Raw genomic sequence first — 15,194 nt, 5'->3', positions numbered from 1 at the left:
AGGACCAGAGAAGTCGCTTTTTCGTAGCGACTCAGAAGCTTCTTTTAACCAGAATCTGGTTAACCCTACCGAGTTCTCGCCTACATAACCCTGAGGGCGATCCCCGTTTTGTACGGTTTGCTAGGGATTGTTTTTAGGAGAAAGGGTTATATGGCGTTGGACTACATCCAGCCCGCGGTTCAGGTGCGGAGAGTGGCGAAGTTACTAGAGTTGGTGACGATTCGGGTGAAATGCGGCGAGATTCCAGAGACTTTGGAAAGTTCTTGCGAGATTGAGGAAACGGGACTTGAGATCTCTCCGCCGTCAGTGATCACTGTGTCTCGCGGCGACGATCTCGCAACGGGCAAGACGGTCCGCGATGAACTTTCTCACAGAAACGGTGATCCAATTGAGCGAACAACAACGCGAAGAGATCGCGACCATTTTGGCGCGGGCGATTCGGCGAAGTCTAGACAAAGCGGAAGCAAAAAGCTCGCGAGTCAAACCTCAGCCCCCGAGCCAACCGGAGGTAGCTGATGAGTCCCAATCCTAAAAGTAAAAACCGTGCAGCATTTGAAATAGCCGAGTTAGCAGACATGACGATTGACCAGCTAGTGAAGAAGTTCGAGGTCGTCCACCAAGAAAAATGTCGCTCTCGGAATCGCAACTTCATCGTTCGCCGGATCGCTTGGCGGATTCAAGCGAACGAAGAAGGCGGACTGAGCGAACGGGCACTGCTTCGCGCCGGACCGATCGCCGATGAGTCGGTGATCCGAGTCACGCCGCCGAAACCGAAAGTTGGTGGCGATGTAGTGCGCACCAAGATGCCACCGAACTGGGATCCTCGCATTCCGCCGCCGGGAAGCTTTGTCGAGCGACGATACAAGGGAAAGATTCGGCGTGTGCTGATTTTGACGGAAGGCTTTGAGTATGAAAACCAGCGATTCGACTCTCTGTCCGCAGTTGCTAAATCCATCACAGGAAACCACATGAGCGGCTTCCGATTCTTCAAATTGGGAGACGCATCATGAAAACGAAAACAGAAGTGCAGCCAGCGAAAACAATCCGTTGTGCCATCTACACTCGCAAGTCGACGGAAGAAGGTTTGCAGCAGGAATTCAATTCACTCGACGCCCAACGCGAGGCAGCCGAGGCTTTTATCGTAAGTCAAAAAGCGGAGGGCTGGCGTTGTTTACCTGAGATGTATGACGACGGTGGGTTCTCGGGAGGCAACCTTGAGCGGCCGGCAATGAAACGGCTGATGGAAGACATAGAAGCCGGTAAGGTCGACTGCGTCGTGGTTTACAAGGTGGACCGGCTCAGCCGATCGCTGATGGACTTTTCGCGAGTGATGGAGACATTCGACAAGTTCGGTGTGTCGTTTGTTTCCGTGACTCAGCAGTTCAACACGACGCATTCGATGGGCCGGCTAACGCTGAATATTCTGCTTTCGTTCGCCCAGTTCGAGCGTGAAATCATTGGCGAGCGGATCCGTGACAAGATTGCTGCGATGCGAGCCAAGGGCAAATGGTCTGGCGGGATGCCGGTGCTTGGTTTCGACGTTGACCGCAGCGGGTCGAGTCCAAAGTTAGTAGTGAACGCGACCGAAGCGAAGCAGGTCCGCAAGATATTTGCGATGTACTTGGAGTATCGCTCGTTGCTGCCGGTGGTGAAGAAACTTGAAGAACTCGGGTGGCCCAACAAAGTTTGGCGAACTCGAGCGGGACGCACTCGTGGCGGCCGAGTATTCGACAAGCCCGCTGTTCATTCGCTGCTCACCAGTCCACTCTACGTCGGCAAGATTGCCTACAAAGAGCACATCTACGAAGGCGAGCATGATGCAATCGTTGACCAGGAGACGTTCGACGCAGTTGGCAAAATGCTGAAAGCACACCAAAAAGGAAAAGCACAGCGATTGGTCAACAAATATTCGGCGCTGTTGAAAGGCATCCTGGTTTGTCCATTCTGCGAATGCCGCATGGTTCACCGCACGACCAAGAAGAAGTCGAGCGTGTATCGCTACTATGCTTGCCAAACGGCGGTGAAAGCTGGGGCCGACGCTTGCGAGATGGGTTCGGTTTCGGCAGCGATGATCGAAGCAGCAGTGATTGATGAGTTGCGTGTGGTTGTGGATGACGAAGGGCTACGAGATGCCGTGTTCCAAGGGTCGAAGGCTTTGCTAGACGAAGAGCAGGCCGATATTGAAACGCACCTCGGTCACTTGAAGGCGCAAATCAATCGAGACACGGAAGAGGTTCGACGGATCTTGAAACACGAGGTGTTCGAGAATCTAAACGATGTACGTGTCAAAGACTTGAAGGCCCGGATCGCGAAGGCGGAAGCCGAACTTGCTGTCGCGACGGGTAGGCTGAAACAGGTTACCGCCCGCCAGCTCTCGCGGCTTGATATCGACATCGCGATGTCAGACTTTAAAGTAGTTTGGGCATCGCTGACCGCGAAGGAACGAGTCCATCTGGTCGAGCTGCTGGTCGCGAGAGTCGTCTACGATCCTGATGCCGGTTCAATGGCAATCTCTTATCACCCGACCGCGATCACGGCGCTCGTCGAAGAGTGCGAGGAGTCGGTCGCATGATTACGGTTCACAAAACGATCGCAGTGACAACATCGCGGCGGCACAAGGTCGTCGATGAGAAGGAAGCGGTGCCGGGTACGCTGCCACGAATTACGCGGCTGATGGCACTCGCGATTCGGTTTGACGAGCTGCTTCGATCTGGGCGGGCGACGGGGTTGCAGCACATTGCCGAAATTGGCCATGTCTCGCAGCCTCGCGTTTCGCAGATTCTTAGCCTGACGTTGCTGGCTCCTGATATCCAGGAAGCATTGTTGTTCCTGCCTCGGATGACGAAGGGCAAACCACAAATCTCGGAAAAAATTCTCCGACCGCTTACCAAGGAGATGGACTGGGGAAAACAGCGTGTTTTGTGGGCAAAAATACGCTCCACTTCCTAGGCAAGGGTGTGTCAGTCATAGCGGCTACGAAGAATATTCGGGCAGCGTGGGACCGAACGTGTCAAAGGCAATGAGTCTTATAGACAGGTGTAAGGAGTTTGCTAGCAATTGCTCGCCACTTAACTGTTACCCAAGGATGTTCATTGCCAGCGTCGTTATCCATTGAGTCTGCCATGCCTGTTTATAAGCTTTCCAAATTCACTGACCGAGGAACGTTGGGGGCTATCAACCCCATCCGGCTTCGCGAGTTCCTGCTTCGATTCTCCGAGTACTTCGCGGCTCGCAAGTTCGTGGTCACGCCAAACGCGGAGCTGAAAGATAGCGACTTTACGAAACTCACACGCATCTTAAATTCGCCGACACTCGCGATGCCCAGCGAATTGGTCGAGGCACTTTTCCATATCGAGGAGATGTCCAACGACCAGGGGATGGAGGCGTTAATGTTGGCGTCGATGAAAGCTGGCGTCACGATTCCCGAGGACGAAGAACTCACTCCCGCTGATCTTGCTTTACACTTCTGGATGACGAAGCCAGAGTTGCTGCGAAGGGCCAACTACGAACGCATCGCGACCTCGCAGAAATCGTTCCGACATTACCTGAACCGCCATCGTACAAAACCGCGGTTTACATTGCCAACGAGTACATTTTCGCGCACGAAAACGTAGCTAAGTCTATTTTAGCTGGTGAATATGGCCAGGCGGCTGGTTCCTTCGATCGATTCTTGGAAGCAGTCAGTGCCTTCATCAACGCAGAAACTTCGTTTGTAGATCTTATCATGCCTGAATTGGGCATGCTGGAAGATCGTGTTCGGCAGATGATAATTCGCTTGCTGGATGAAATTGAACAGCTACAACCAGAATGGTACCGAGGAATTAAGCGGGAGATTTTTAAGGTTGTAATAGAGCGAATAATTGAATGGGGGAAAATCGATCTGAGCGACGCGGAAACCGCAAAATACCGCAACATATGGGATAGGTATCCATCACGCGATGAATTTCCACCATTGCGAAACGGCATCAACCTCTTTCTGCTAGGGCTCGATGAATGCGACGTAGTCGTAACGGAACTTGGTGTCGCAGCAAACGTTCTTGGTATGGCCAACAATATTGATAGTAGTGGCCAGCCATCTCTCATTAACGTACACGATCGCGACAAAGTTATTCTGCCTTTCATCGACCCGTAGGATTTTCGTCAAAGCTCTTACTTTGGCGACCAAGAGACTTAACGCCCAGCGTCGAGAGAAGGACCGCCGGGCGTTTATAGTTTCTACGCAGTTATCGCTAGTTTTCTATCCTTTTCGGGATTCGCCACCCCACCCCGCCGCGATCTCTGTTTGCATAGAGAGCCCGGCCCCTCGAACGCAACCTTCAAGGTTACGCCCGCCGGTGAGAAAAATCGGGCCAGGTGCGACTCCTGGACCCGCCATTTATATGGTTGAGTACGCAAACCGGAAAAGCGACTTGGTCGAGAGCCAAGTGATTTTGCAGATTCGACTCTTGTCTCGACCACCTTACTCGAAACGATCGCATGGTCCAGCGGCTAAGACGCCTGCGTGACAAGCAGGAGACCGATGGTTCGATTCCATCCGTGATCACTCAAACAATCGGTCTGTAAGTGTTGCGGCAGCACGCGTTTGTGGTATGGACGAAGACCGGGTTCAATTCCCGGACGGACCCCTTGCAGCAGTCCATAGTCAATAGTCTGTAGTCCATAGCGACTTCCTAAAGACTAGAGACTATCTGCTAATGACTATCTTGGAAGGCAGCCGGATACGGTTTGCCGGGCCGCACTGCTAACGCGTGCCACCTTCGGGTGATGAGGGTTCGACTCCCTCGCCTTCCGCTTGTTCGCAAAACGGCTCGATGGTGAAACGGACATCATCTCTGGCTTCCAACCAGAAGTTCCGGGTTCGATTCCTGGTCGGGCTACTGATGCGACAACTCAAGCCGACGTGGCTCGATGCAGAAAGGCACCGCTCTTGTAAAGCGGCTCATGCTGGTGCGAACCCAGTCGTCGGCTCTTGTGACTATGAATGAAGAAAACAATCAAATGACTCGCGGGTGTGCTGGACAGCATGGCAGTCTTCGAAATTGTCGGACCAGGTTCGATTCCTGGGCGGGTTACTCAAAATGTTCTCGGAGTGTGCCGGAATAGCACGCGACTTTGCGAAGGTCGTAGACCAGGTTCGATTCCTGGCGAGAGCACTTTACACGTAAGCGTTCGGCGGGGGGATAATATTTGACTTCGGTAGGCTGCTGGGTTTTGTCTCAACCCCAGGAGGTCACCATGCCAAACTCTACCGCTTCGTCACGTCGTAAAATTTGGGAATCACGCATCCAACGTCAACGCCACAGCGGACTGACAATTGCAACGTTCTGTGCCGACGAAGGCTGCGCCCAAGCTAGCTTCTATCACTGGAAACGTAAACTCTCGAAGCAACAGACTCCAGAGCCCAAGTTTGTCGCCGTCTCGCTGCCGCCGAGCCCGACGCAGCGAAACACGCTCACCCTTCCCGGCGGTGCCACGATTGAGCTTGCCGGCTGACTCGACAAACAACAGCTCACTGACTTGATCGCTGCAGTCGTTGACGCAACCTCGCGAACTGCGGAGCCCCGATCATGATCTCGGTTGCTGCCTCGTCGCGGATTTTCATTTTCACTGAGCCGACTGATATGCGAAAGAGTTTTAACGGTCTATCCGGGCTCGTTGCCGAGCACTTCGATGTCCCGTTGGTCTCAGGCCACCTGTTCCTCTTCTTTAATCGTCGTCGTGACTGTGTCAAAATTCTTGCCTGGGACCGAGATGGATTGATGATCTGGTACAAGCGACTCGAAGCCGGAACCTTCCAACTCTCCGCTTTGAAATCCGATCAACCTTCGCTAGAAATCGATCCGGTCAAGTTGTCATTGCTGCTCTCGGGCATCGACATCGAGTCGGCCAAGCAACGCAAGCGATACAAGGTCGCGTAGAAGCGTCACTGCCAAAAAACTTTTGAAAAATGCAAACGCAAGTCGAGTTCTCGCCTTGCGTTTTTCTTTGCAATCGCGACAACCAATGACATGTCCGATCGCCAAGATTTACCGAACGATATCGCAACTTGCCATGCGCTGATCCAAGCGCAGATCGAGCTCACTGAACGTCTGGCTCGTGACAACGAGAAGCTGAAGTTTGAGCTCGAACAGCTCAAACGGTACATCCATGGGCAGCGGAGCGAACGCTTCGTTGACGATGGCTCTCAGTTGCCTTTGTTCGACACATCGGTCGAAGACAATGGTGAAACCGCCAGCGATGACGAAACAGTCGAAGAAAAGATCACTGTCCGTCGTCGCCGCAAGAAATCGGATCGTTTTCCCGATAACCTGCCGCGTGAAACCCAGGTGATTGACGTTCCTGATCAGGAGCGGGCGTGCCCTTGTTGTGGCGACGAGATGCCCGTGATCGACAAGGACGTTCGTGAGCGTCTGGAGTATGTGCCGGCCAAGATGGTCGTGCATGTGCTGGAGTATCTCAAGCGTGCGTGCAGCAATTGCAAGGAAACCGTAAAGGTCGCTCCGCCGCCGGAATCCGACAACGATGCGGCCTCGCTAACAAAGGGCTCTCGTTACGGTTTCGGTGTGACATCGCAAATTATCTTGGGCAAATACGCCGACCATCTGCCGCTGTATCGGCTTGAAGATGTATTCGCCCGAGCTGGCGTGGTCATCCCACGTAGCACGCAGGTAGGCCTGCTTGATGCCGCCGCCGACCTCATCACGCCCTTGACCGACTTGATGAAGTCGCGTCTGCTGACTTCGCCCGTGATCGGCAGGGATGACACTCCGGTGCGTCTACAGGACACTTCTCTTCCTGGCAAGATGCGAACCGGACGAATGTGGCTGGCCAGATCGAATGTCTGTGGCCCCGAAGATCCATCGCCCTACAGCGTGTTCTTCTTCCATCGCTCACGGGCCCAAGGCAAAGCGACTCGCGAAGGACCATCCGCCTTCTTGGCTGACTACCATGGCTGGGCAACAGTCGATGCTTACGGAGTATATGACGGCGTTTATCTAGGCAGCGAAGATCGAATCTTCGCTTCGTGTTGTCATGCGCATGTGCGTCGCAAGTTTGAGGCGGCTAGAAGTAACGATCCGCAGCGTGCTGCGCGTGCGTTGGCGTTTTACCGCCAGCTATTTGACATCGAAGACGAAGCAGCGGAGCTTTCGGCAAACGATCGCTTACGGTTGCGCCGCGAGAAGTCGCTGCCGCTGGTCGAGCAGTTTCGGTTGTTGTTAGAAGACTGGCGAGCGGACGCAGGCGTACTTCCCAAGAGTGCGATCGGCGTGGCAGTTCGCTATGCGTTGAACCAGTGGAAGCCTCTTATTGCGTTCTTAGAAGATGGTCGCTTACCGATCCACAACAACGACACCGAACGAGAACTTCGCAAGCTAACGATCGGGCGCAAGAACTGGTTGTTTATTGGCAGCGAGGCTGCGGGCGAAGTGGCGGCGCGAATGTATACACTCGTCGCCAGTGCATCGCGTCAACAACTGGACTTGTGGGCATACTTGGACGACGTACTTCGCAGCCTAGCAGGAGGCCAGTGTGAGCTCGAGTCACTGCTGCCGGACCGCTGGGCTGTGTCGCATCCCGAATCGATCCGCACCTATCGTCAACAGGAATCGCTAGCCAGGGCCGCACAAACCAAAGCCCGCCGCGCCCGCCGAAGAAAGCTGAAAAGCCGCTAGTCCTGCCGAACGCTTACCTTTACACGACGCCACGATGAAAGGAGGCCGATGTTGACGAAGAACGACAATGACAACGCATTGGCCCACGGCGCTGGTGCTGGATTGCTCGCACTGCTGGGAATGTTCGGTCGATGTGCAGACGATGTGGCCCGAATCGGAGTCAACAGCGTCGACGACGTCGGACGAGCTTGCATTAGAAGCACTGACGACATCGGCTCGCTGATGTCTCGAAGCGGTGACGATCTGCTGCGTCCGATCGACGATTTCCACACGGCAAACTACATCGACGACTTGCGGTTCGAGCCATCGACCCCGCGTATCGTCCTGAATGAGAGTGACGAAGGCGTCTCAAACGGGCCGCACGTTGCCAAGGAAGTCGCCGAAGCAACGTTCAAGATCATTGATCTGAACGACAACGAGAACGACAAGTAACACGGTCGCCGCCGAAACCGGCGGCGACTCATGACGCTGGAGCCAGATGGCCAGGCACCCGACTGCAACCCGGTCGAAGTGGGTTCGACTCCCACCGGCGTTTCTGACTGATCGACTGCAGACTCGGATTACATCTTGAAAATGTGAAACATCTGAGTTGTCCCTTCGCCGATCGGTCTTTACACACATCAACACTTTCACAATCAAACCGGAGCAGAACGATGCGATGCGAACACCAATATGACCACGACAACGCACAATGCTTTCGAGCCGATGAGCAAACGTCGTAAAGGTTACCCGTCAGAAACGAAAGTAAAACGCGGAGTCCGAATTATCCAAGGCAAGCAACTCGAGGAAAAGCTCGGCCGCAACGACCTATGCCCATGCGGCAGCGGTCAGCGGTTCAAACGTTGTTGCCTACGATCCGGGCGTCTGTGATGGCGTCAATCGCGACGACTACTTTTAGGGAATGAGACCTGAGGGATGAGCCTTGAGTCATTGAGGTTCATGAAGACGAGCGAAGTGAGCGGATGAGACCGGCGAGCACCCTTGCTGTTTCATCCGCTTGGCTGGCAAGTTGTTCGGCGGTTTCGCTGTTTGTGTATTCGAGCCGCTGAACGATCGTCAGTTGATACTCAACCTCTCGAATGGACCCAAATGCCATGTCGAGGAAACGCAGGAAGTCTGCTTCAGAGTTCCGCGCACATCCCTCGACGATGTTGGACGCGATTGAAACGGAAGCACGACGAAGTTGTGACGTCAGCCCGAACATTTCGTCTTTCGGGAATGTCCTGGTTGCTGAGTACACCGACATAACAAGCTGGTCCGCCAACTCGAACGCTCGTAGCTTTCGATGATCCCGCATATCTCAACCCCTTTTTCTCAGGACTCACAACTCAAGACTCACCCCTATCTTAACGCTGGAGCCAGATGGCTAGGCGGCCGGCTGCAACCCGGTTTAAGTGGGTTCGACTCCCACCAGCGTTTCTTGATCGACCAACTGACGAATCGGAATACATCTTTGCTAAAGAACCGTCTGATTCAAAATCTTCGCTGGCCGATCAAAACACAAAGTTCAACTGCCTGCTGGGAATACATCCTAACTATGAGGACCCTAAGGTATCGAGCTTCCGGGCGACCGGAAGCAGCGTGAGCGTCGATGAATCTCCATGAGAATCGTCGTCGTGTGCCCACTGTCGACGGCATTGCTGTCGATAAGAGCGGTTTTCTCGGCAAACAACTTCGTTGGACATTTACAAAACATGGCGACTGTCGGCTTGGAATCCATCCACCAATGATTGCGTCCAGTGAGTCTGGGGATCGTGGCAACACGATCGGTAGGTTCGGTTCCTATGCGTTAGTGATCTGAGTCATTACCTCGTCGCCATTTACAAAACACGATTGACTGCCTAATCGGACTACATCACCTCGGGTGTCGTGGGTTCGAGTCCCACCGAAGTGAACCTTGTGTTCGCTTCGTAGCTCAGTTGGTAGAGCATCGAATCTGTCTGATTAACAAACTTCGTCAATCGTTTTTACACACAACAACAGAACAAGGCGACTGCCGGTTAGGAGTACATAGGTTAGAGCGCGTCGAGAGAGCGACGAGGTCGCGGGTTCAAGCCCCGCTCGGTATCCGCAAGGAACGCCGATAGCTCAGGAAAAAACCTCTGGCCACAAACTTCGTCGCCCCCTTCAACTTAGCACCCGTACACGACTAACTGCCGCATCGGAGTACATCGACTCTTAATCGAAAGGTGTGGGTTCGATTCCCACCGAGCAAGCTTCGGCTCGCTCGTAGTTTAATTGGCAGAACGTTTTCTCTGATCAACCACTTCGTTAGTCGCGTTTTTCCCAATCGTCTCGAGAGATCGAACTATGCGTGTTTTACATTCCTGTTTCGCCATTACGACCGGCCGCGAGTAATCCAAACTCGCTGACCAACAGAGAACTCACATGCAAAAGTCAATCTTTCAACGATTACGGAAACATGAAAACCACAACCGAATCCCGATCCAAAACCGTGACGACCGTCGCGGCCAGGATCGCTGGCGAAGACATCGCCAAAGGTGACTACGTCACCATCCTCAGCGAGATCATCGAGCTTCCGTCCTACTTATGGGACTGCTCAGGAATCTTGCAACCCATCGACGAACTCGTTCGACTTCGCTACCTGCCAAACGCAGCCGGCGAACCGCACAAAGTCGTTGCCGTTTGCTTGCCGTTTGTTTACGCGAAGCGACCCAAGGGAAACCTGATCGCTTTCGACACGCGACAGCAACAACTTGTCCGGCTCGATCGAGACAACGGCCGTTCCCTTTGGAAACAAATGGGAAAGACCACCAAGAAGAAAACGAAATAGAAAGCGCACACGATCGACTGCCGATTCGGAGTACATGCTTCAGGAGCCGGGTGTCGTGGGTTCGAGTCCCACCGGCGCAACTGCCATTCGCAAGATTGCAGCGCCGTAGCTCAGTGGTAGAGCACCGTAAAACCCTCTGGTCACAACTTCGTCGATCGCGTTTTTTGCATCACTACCGTGGGATAGGCATCCTGCCTGTCAGTCCTAGATCGACAAGCTAGAAGCTTATCCCACTTCAACAACACAAAACCATCGTGCTGCGAAACGGCCCCATTTCGTTCGGGACGCAAAACACACGATCCGACTGCCGGAGTGGAGTCCATAGGTTCGATTCCTGTCGTCCCGACTCCAACCGCGCCGAGACGTTTCTCGGTCGCGGCCCCACAACGGGGCGAAGCTCATTTGGGAGCAACCTCTGCACCAAACTTCGTCGGATCGCTTTTTAGTAAGGAGGCCACCATGGCCAACAAGTCTCTATTCCAAAGCATCACTAGCGTCCTGCCACGAGCAACAGTCGTCAACGAAGCGAGCGGCCCAGCGTACAAGCTGTCAGCGAAGCACGCGCTCGCCCAAATGGCGGCGACCGGCACGTTCGGCAATGTCTACTACGCGTCCGCGCAGAACCAACTCGACGCGATGCGAAAGCTGATCGACGAGATCGACGACAACGAGTTCCTGGCAAAGCTGGCCGTCTATTCACGTGAGCGTGCTTACATGAAGGACATGCCGGCGGCGCTGTTGGTCGCGCTGTCGACGCGAAACACCAAGCTGATGCACCAAGTCTTCGACCGAGTCGCGGACAACGGCCGCGTTCTACGCACCGTTTTCCAAATGACTCGTTCAGGACAGTTCGGTCGCAAGGGTCTGTCGTCTTCGCTGCAGCGAGCGTTCCAACGTTGGCTGAACGACGCGTCTGTTGGCAAGTTGCTTTCAGCTTCGATCGGAAACGATCCGAGCCTGCGAGACATCTTGCGAATGGCACGTCCAACGCCAAAGGATGACGCGCGTCGAGCGTTGTTCGGATGGTTGACCGATAAGCCAGTCGACAAGTGGGCGCCAGCTACGGCTGACCACCTGCCAACGACGGTTCAGTCGTTGGTCGCTTACCGAGCAGCCGACACCGCCGAAGCCCAAACGCTGATCGCCGGCGACCTGCAAGTTCGATGGGACTTGCTAGCCGACGCAGCCAAGGGTCCGCTGGTTTGGAAGGCGATTGCCCGACAAATGGGACCTCAAGCACTGCGAATGAACCTCAACACGCTATTGCGTCACGACGTATTCAAGAAGGACGGAATCCTCGGATTCGCAGGAACCGACAACGCGATGATCGACTACGTGGCCGGCCAACTGGCTGACCCGGACGCGATCGCTCGCAGCCGTCAGTTCCCGTACCAGTTCCTGGCGGCTTACATGAACGCATCGGACGAGGTTCCAAGCAAGATCAAGACGGCGCTACATGACGCGGCGGAGATCGCGTGCGGAAATGTACCAACGCTGCCTGGACCAATCATTATCGGACTCGACACGACGAACCCAATCTACTTTGCACCCCATCGGCCCGCCCTACGCCGGTTGTTTTGTGCTCTGGGTCGGCCAGCATTTCGTCAAGGTACGCGGTGCCGCCCCACTCATCAATTAGGTTGCCGTGGATATGAAACTTCCAATCTTTGGAGCCGTGCTTCGGCTGCCCCTCAATGCGTTCAACGTACACGCCCATGCGTCGGCCATCGGCCAACTTCCCACCAAACACAATCTGGCAAAGCTCGCGTTTCTCTTCCCATGACATCGAATCGTAGTTCGTATTAGCGTGCTGCTTCTCGCGATTGAGCTTTCGGTTGCTGCGATTGCCACGTTTTGGGCCGCCCGCAACTCGTGCCGCCACCGCTTCCACGGTGGCCTTGTCGGGCACATTGCCCAACTCCGCTTCCAGTGTGTCAAGCTCGTTTGTCAGTAGCGTCTCACGTTCCTCACATTCCTCTAGCTCGCGTTTTGCGTGTTCCGGTTTCAATGTGCCCTCTCGGATCATCCGCACCAACCGGTCGCGGCCCTTCACCAACTTCTCTAGCTCGGTGGCAACCCGTGTTTGTCGTTTCCGGCATTCCTCCAATCGCTTAAGGTTTGGCGTTGCCCTCTCCACCGCTGCCGCCACCGCCGTAGGATTGCCAAACATCTCGAACATCTGCCGCAATACGGCTTCCTCCAGGCGGTCAGCGGTAATTTGTCCTCCTAAACAATTTTCTTTCTGCTCGTAGTGCCGGTACACACGGCGTCCACGCGGGCACCCACCCGATAACGCACTGCCGCAATGTCCGCAGAAGATCATCCGGGATAGCAGGTAGCGGTGTTTGATTTGGCCGTGATCGGAGGTTCGGTTCTTCTCGGCACGCCGTAGAATAGCCTTGCGAGTGGTGGCGGGCAGCAATGCGGGGATCGTCAACGTGACTTTTTCGTCGATGTTCAGCTTCTTGCACGTGAACTGAATCGTCCACTCCGACCCGCATTTCTTCGTCAGCACTTCGTGTAGGCCCGTTTGCTCCAGCCCGTACTCGGCTGCCAACTTCACCCGAGATTCGCCTCTGATGTAGCGTGCCGCTATGTCCTTGATGATAATTTGCATTTCTTCATCAATGCCCCAAGTCTCCATCGCTCTATCAAACGTGCGGCCCCACGGCAGGCTGCCGTTGGTGGGCACATTGCGTTTTGCCCGGGCAATGCGGTTTTGCATTGATTTCTGAAGGTTCAGGGCGGCGGATAGTTCACCAAACGAGGCGAACTGTTGGAGCATGTAGCGTTGTGTGGGATCATATAGGTTGAACTCTTGGCCCAACACAAAGAAGCGGATGCCATGCTGTCGCAAATGATCCAGGCCCGAGTCGCCGCGTTGGTTGTCACGGGTCCACCGCGTTGGGTCGGCCACCATCAACGCATCAAACGGCTGATTCTTCTTGGCAGCATCACCCAACATCCGGTCCAACAACTGCCGTTCATAGCCGGGCGTTGCGTGCTCCTGGCCCTCATACCACCGCGTCACGTTCGCCGCCATCTGCTCAACGGTGCTCTCTATCTGGCCATGTTGGGTGCGTAGCGACTCTCCGCGTTTTGCTTGAGCTTCGCCGGAGACGCGGACTAACCCCGCAAATCGTAGTTTTTTCGTCTTTGTCATCGTTCCTAGCCTTCCCCTAGCCGTGATGTTTTGAAGAAGGGGCGGCAGACGAAACCGGCTAGGGTTTGATTCGTCCGGCATGGGGGATCAATCCCGTGCCGTGCCGCCCCGTTTGTAACTTTAGCAAAAGCCGCCCGGGGTGGCGTGCCGGTTGTTGCCAACCGCGTAGTGGTGGAGAAGACCCCTACTGCCACCCCGAGCAACCCAAGGAAACCCACGTGGGTTGATTGGTTAAAGGGTGGACGGCAACGGCAACCCCGTCTCGCCGCCCTGATTGCCGCCTGTCGCGTTGTTGTTGGCCTGCCCATGCGACTGCACCGGCCACGATGGCGGGGCCACAACGGGGGCGACGTTGCCCCCGTTTACGGCACCAGTTGCCCCGCAACCGCAGCTCGGCTTTTCGAAGTTCATCGTCGGCAATGGCAACCCTTCGCCCTTGTAGGCTTCATGGTTGCACTGACAGCCAAAATTCATCGTTGGCAATGGCAGGCCTTCTTCGGTGTGTTGGTTCATCTCATCACTCTCCTGGTTAAGTTGAAGCAGCCCACAACCATCGGCCACCGAGCACGCCCCTACGCCCTCGGGCAATAGGGCCAGGTGGTCGGGCCGGTAGTTGGTGGCCACGAATTGGTAATCTTCCCCATTCCACGTGCCCGGGGTGGGCATGTTGTCGGTAAATAGGCCGGTCGATACTTCCACCGGCTCGCCGTTGGCCAACGCCCAGCCCACTTCCGGGGCTAGGTCGCCGAGACGCTCTTGTTCAAGCCACGCCTCGGCACGTAGCCGCACACCGTCCCACCGTGCGTTCATCACCATGCCAACCATCCGGGCGGCCAGTTCGGCGGGCGTCGTCGCGGTTCCAAACTGAGGGTGGTAAACCACAACCGGTTTCAGGTTCCAAGCCTCGGGCGTCTTGGCCAATTCATGGGGCGGGTAGTACAACGCACCGTTGCTCCCGTTGTGGACGCCCTCCGTCATCATCACCATCGGGACAACTAGGTATTCTTTCCCATTTAGTTGTTCATAGCGGGTGTGTTTGCCGTGGGCGTTGATGGTAATGTGCTGGAGCATGGTTTCTGCGTTCCTAAATGTTGATGGCGTTAATGGTGGATTCGTAGGCGGATCGCTTCGCGTCGGCCTCGGCCAACTGTCGCTGGTTCTCGGCTTCTTCTTCCGGTGTGCGATAGCCCGGCATCACTTTCTTCAATTCATCCGCCGCTTCGCCGTACTTCTCGGCGGCATGGCGGACGCGGCGTTGCAGGGTTTGCAGCGTGCGGATACTGGCTTCGATTTGCGTCTCGGATTGCGTGCGTAGGTCGTGCTGTTTGATGCGTTGCTTCGTCTCATCAAACTCCGCCGCCACATGGTCCAGGCGGATTTTGCGATACCACACCACCGTCTCCAACCGTTGCCGGGGATCGTTGCTGGGTTCGTAAAGGGCACCGTATGGACTCTGTTCACGCTTCGCACCGTCGGCGTAATAAAACCAGCTTCCATCACTGGCCGGCGTGCCGTGTTTGGCGTCAAACTGTTCAACCCGTTGGGTTACAAGTGTGCTGTTCAT

16 protein-coding genes, 9 tRNA genes and 1 pseudogene are annotated in these 15,194 nt (G+C 55.1%); 22 read left to right on the top strand and 4 right to left on the bottom strand.

Annotated elements, in window-relative coordinates:
* The first annotated feature begins 358 nt into the window (after window positions 1–358).
* The 19 genes from SH528x_RS11075 (at window position 359) to SH528x_RS10985 (ending at window position 8,543) form a co-directional block, all read left to right on the top strand.
* Window positions 359–532: a hypothetical protein gene (locus tag SH528x_RS11075; RefSeq protein WP_442510580.1), complete on the top strand. Its 174-nt coding sequence runs from the start codon at window positions 359–361 to the stop codon at window positions 530–532.
* A complete protein-coding gene (locus SH528x_RS11070; RefSeq protein WP_442510579.1) occupies window positions 516–1,010 on the top strand; it encodes a DUF2924 domain-containing protein in 495 nt (164 codons plus the stop codon). The genes SH528x_RS11075 and SH528x_RS11070 overlap by 17 nt, the downstream gene beginning before the upstream one ends.
* The gene (locus tag SH528x_RS11065; protein ID WP_442510578.1) at window positions 1,007–2,572 is read left to right on the top strand and encodes a recombinase family protein; all 1,566 of its coding nucleotides are present in this window, start codon (window positions 1,007–1,009) and stop codon (window positions 2,570–2,572) included. The genes SH528x_RS11070 and SH528x_RS11065 overlap by 4 nt, the downstream gene beginning before the upstream one ends.
* Window positions 2,569–2,949 carry a hypothetical protein gene (locus SH528x_RS11060; RefSeq protein WP_442510577.1) on the top strand — a complete coding sequence of 127 codons (381 nt, stop codon included), beginning with the start codon at window positions 2,569–2,571 and terminating at the stop codon, window positions 2,947–2,949. The genes SH528x_RS11065 and SH528x_RS11060 overlap by 4 nt, the downstream gene beginning before the upstream one ends.
* Window positions 2,950–3,122: 173 nt before the next feature.
* Complete coding sequence (locus tag SH528x_RS11055; RefSeq protein ID WP_442510576.1) at window positions 3,123–3,614, top strand: hypothetical protein; 492 nt, start codon at window positions 3,123–3,125, stop codon at window positions 3,612–3,614.
* Between the two features lie 110 nt (window positions 3,615–3,724).
* The gene (locus SH528x_RS11050) at window positions 3,725–4,132 is read left to right on the top strand and encodes a hypothetical protein (RefSeq protein WP_442510575.1); all 408 of its coding nucleotides are present in this window, start codon (window positions 3,725–3,727) and stop codon (window positions 4,130–4,132) included.
* A 249-nt stretch (window positions 4,133–4,381) separates the two neighbouring features.
* Window positions 4,382–4,457: transfer RNA gene (locus SH528x_RS11045), tRNA-Leu, on the top strand.
* A gap of 13 nt (window positions 4,458–4,470) precedes the next feature.
* Window positions 4,471–4,543 (top strand) — tRNA-Val (locus tag SH528x_RS11040).
* A gap of 162 nt (window positions 4,544–4,705) precedes the next feature.
* A tRNA-Ser gene (locus tag SH528x_RS11035) sits at window positions 4,706–4,791 on the top strand.
* A 14-nt stretch (window positions 4,792–4,805) separates the two neighbouring features.
* A tRNA-Gly gene (locus tag SH528x_RS11030) sits at window positions 4,806–4,877 on the top strand.
* Between the two features lie 17 nt (window positions 4,878–4,894).
* A tRNA-Thr gene (locus SH528x_RS11025) sits at window positions 4,895–4,968 on the top strand.
* Window positions 4,969–5,000: 32 nt separating this feature from the next.
* Window positions 5,001–5,072 (top strand) — tRNA-Arg (locus tag SH528x_RS11020).
* 8 nt (window positions 5,073–5,080) lie between these two features.
* Window positions 5,081–5,153: transfer RNA gene (locus SH528x_RS11015), tRNA-Arg, on the top strand.
* Between the two features lie 82 nt (window positions 5,154–5,235).
* Complete coding sequence (tnpA, locus tag SH528x_RS11010) at window positions 5,236–5,493, top strand: IS66 family insertion sequence element accessory protein TnpA (protein WP_442510574.1); 258 nt, start codon at window positions 5,236–5,238, stop codon at window positions 5,491–5,493.
* A gap of 74 nt (window positions 5,494–5,567) precedes the next feature.
* Window positions 5,568–5,918 (top strand): IS66 family insertion sequence element accessory protein TnpB, encoded by a 351-nt coding sequence (tnpB, locus tag SH528x_RS11005; protein ID WP_442510573.1) that lies wholly within the window; start codon window positions 5,568–5,570, stop codon window positions 5,916–5,918.
* Window positions 5,919–6,008: 90 nt separating this feature from the next.
* The gene (tnpC, locus tag SH528x_RS11000; protein ID WP_442510572.1) at window positions 6,009–7,673 is read left to right on the top strand and encodes an IS66 family transposase; all 1,665 of its coding nucleotides are present in this window, start codon (window positions 6,009–6,011) and stop codon (window positions 7,671–7,673) included.
* Window positions 7,674–7,721: 48 nt separating this feature from the next.
* Window positions 7,722–8,105: a hypothetical protein gene (locus SH528x_RS10995; protein ID WP_442510571.1), complete on the top strand. Its 384-nt coding sequence runs from the start codon at window positions 7,722–7,724 to the stop codon at window positions 8,103–8,105.
* 32 nt (window positions 8,106–8,137) lie between these two features.
* Window positions 8,138–8,208 (top strand) — tRNA-Cys (locus SH528x_RS10990).
* Between the two features lie 137 nt (window positions 8,209–8,345).
* Window positions 8,346–8,543, top strand: a complete 198-nt coding sequence (locus tag SH528x_RS10985; protein ID WP_442510570.1) for an SEC-C metal-binding domain-containing protein — start codon at window positions 8,346–8,348, stop codon at window positions 8,541–8,543.
* 67 nt (window positions 8,544–8,610) lie between these two features.
* On the opposite strand, the gene SH528x_RS10980 is transcribed toward SH528x_RS10985, so the two are convergent.
* Entirely contained in the window at window positions 8,611–8,970 is a 360-nt protein-coding gene (locus tag SH528x_RS10980) for a four helix bundle protein (protein WP_442510569.1), read from the bottom strand.
* A 51-nt stretch (window positions 8,971–9,021) separates the two neighbouring features.
* Here SH528x_RS10980 and SH528x_RS10975 point away from each other — a divergent pair.
* From SH528x_RS10975 to SH528x_RS10965, 3 genes are all read left to right on the top strand, one after another.
* Window positions 9,022–9,092: transfer RNA gene (locus SH528x_RS10975), tRNA-Cys, on the top strand.
* A gap of 1,003 nt (window positions 9,093–10,095) precedes the next feature.
* Window positions 10,096–10,467, top strand: a complete 372-nt coding sequence (locus SH528x_RS10970) for a hypothetical protein (protein WP_442510568.1) — start codon at window positions 10,096–10,098, stop codon at window positions 10,465–10,467.
* Between the two features lie 459 nt (window positions 10,468–10,926).
* A complete protein-coding gene (locus SH528x_RS10965; RefSeq protein WP_442510567.1) occupies window positions 10,927–12,273 on the top strand; it encodes a TROVE domain-containing protein in 1,347 nt (448 codons plus the stop codon).
* A gap of 382 nt (window positions 12,274–12,655) precedes the next feature.
* On the opposite strand, the pseudogene SH528x_RS10960 reads toward SH528x_RS10965, so the two are convergent.
* The 3 genes and pseudogenes from SH528x_RS10960 to SH528x_RS10950 form a co-directional block, all read right to left on the bottom strand.
* A pseudogene (locus tag SH528x_RS10960) lies at window positions 12,656–13,630 on the bottom strand (recombinase family protein); the annotation flags it as partial.
* 231 nt (window positions 13,631–13,861) lie between these two features.
* Window positions 13,862–14,701 carry a DUF2213 domain-containing protein gene (locus SH528x_RS10955; protein ID WP_442510566.1) on the bottom strand — a complete coding sequence of 280 codons (840 nt, stop codon included), beginning with the start codon at window positions 14,699–14,701 and terminating at the stop codon, window positions 13,862–13,864.
* Window positions 14,702–14,714: 13 nt separating this feature from the next.
* Window positions 14,715–15,194, bottom strand: coding sequence for a hypothetical protein (locus SH528x_RS10950; RefSeq protein ID WP_442510565.1), 480 nt, complete (start codon window positions 15,192–15,194; stop codon window positions 14,715–14,717).

It is taken from the genome of Novipirellula methanifontis, from assembly GCF_052161655.1.
In the GTDB taxonomy this organism is placed as follows: Bacteria; Planctomycetota; Planctomycetia; order Pirellulales; family Pirellulaceae; genus Novipirellula.
The sequence above is the reverse complement of the archived record's forward strand: the minus strand, read 5'-3'. Positions and strand labels throughout refer to the sequence as shown.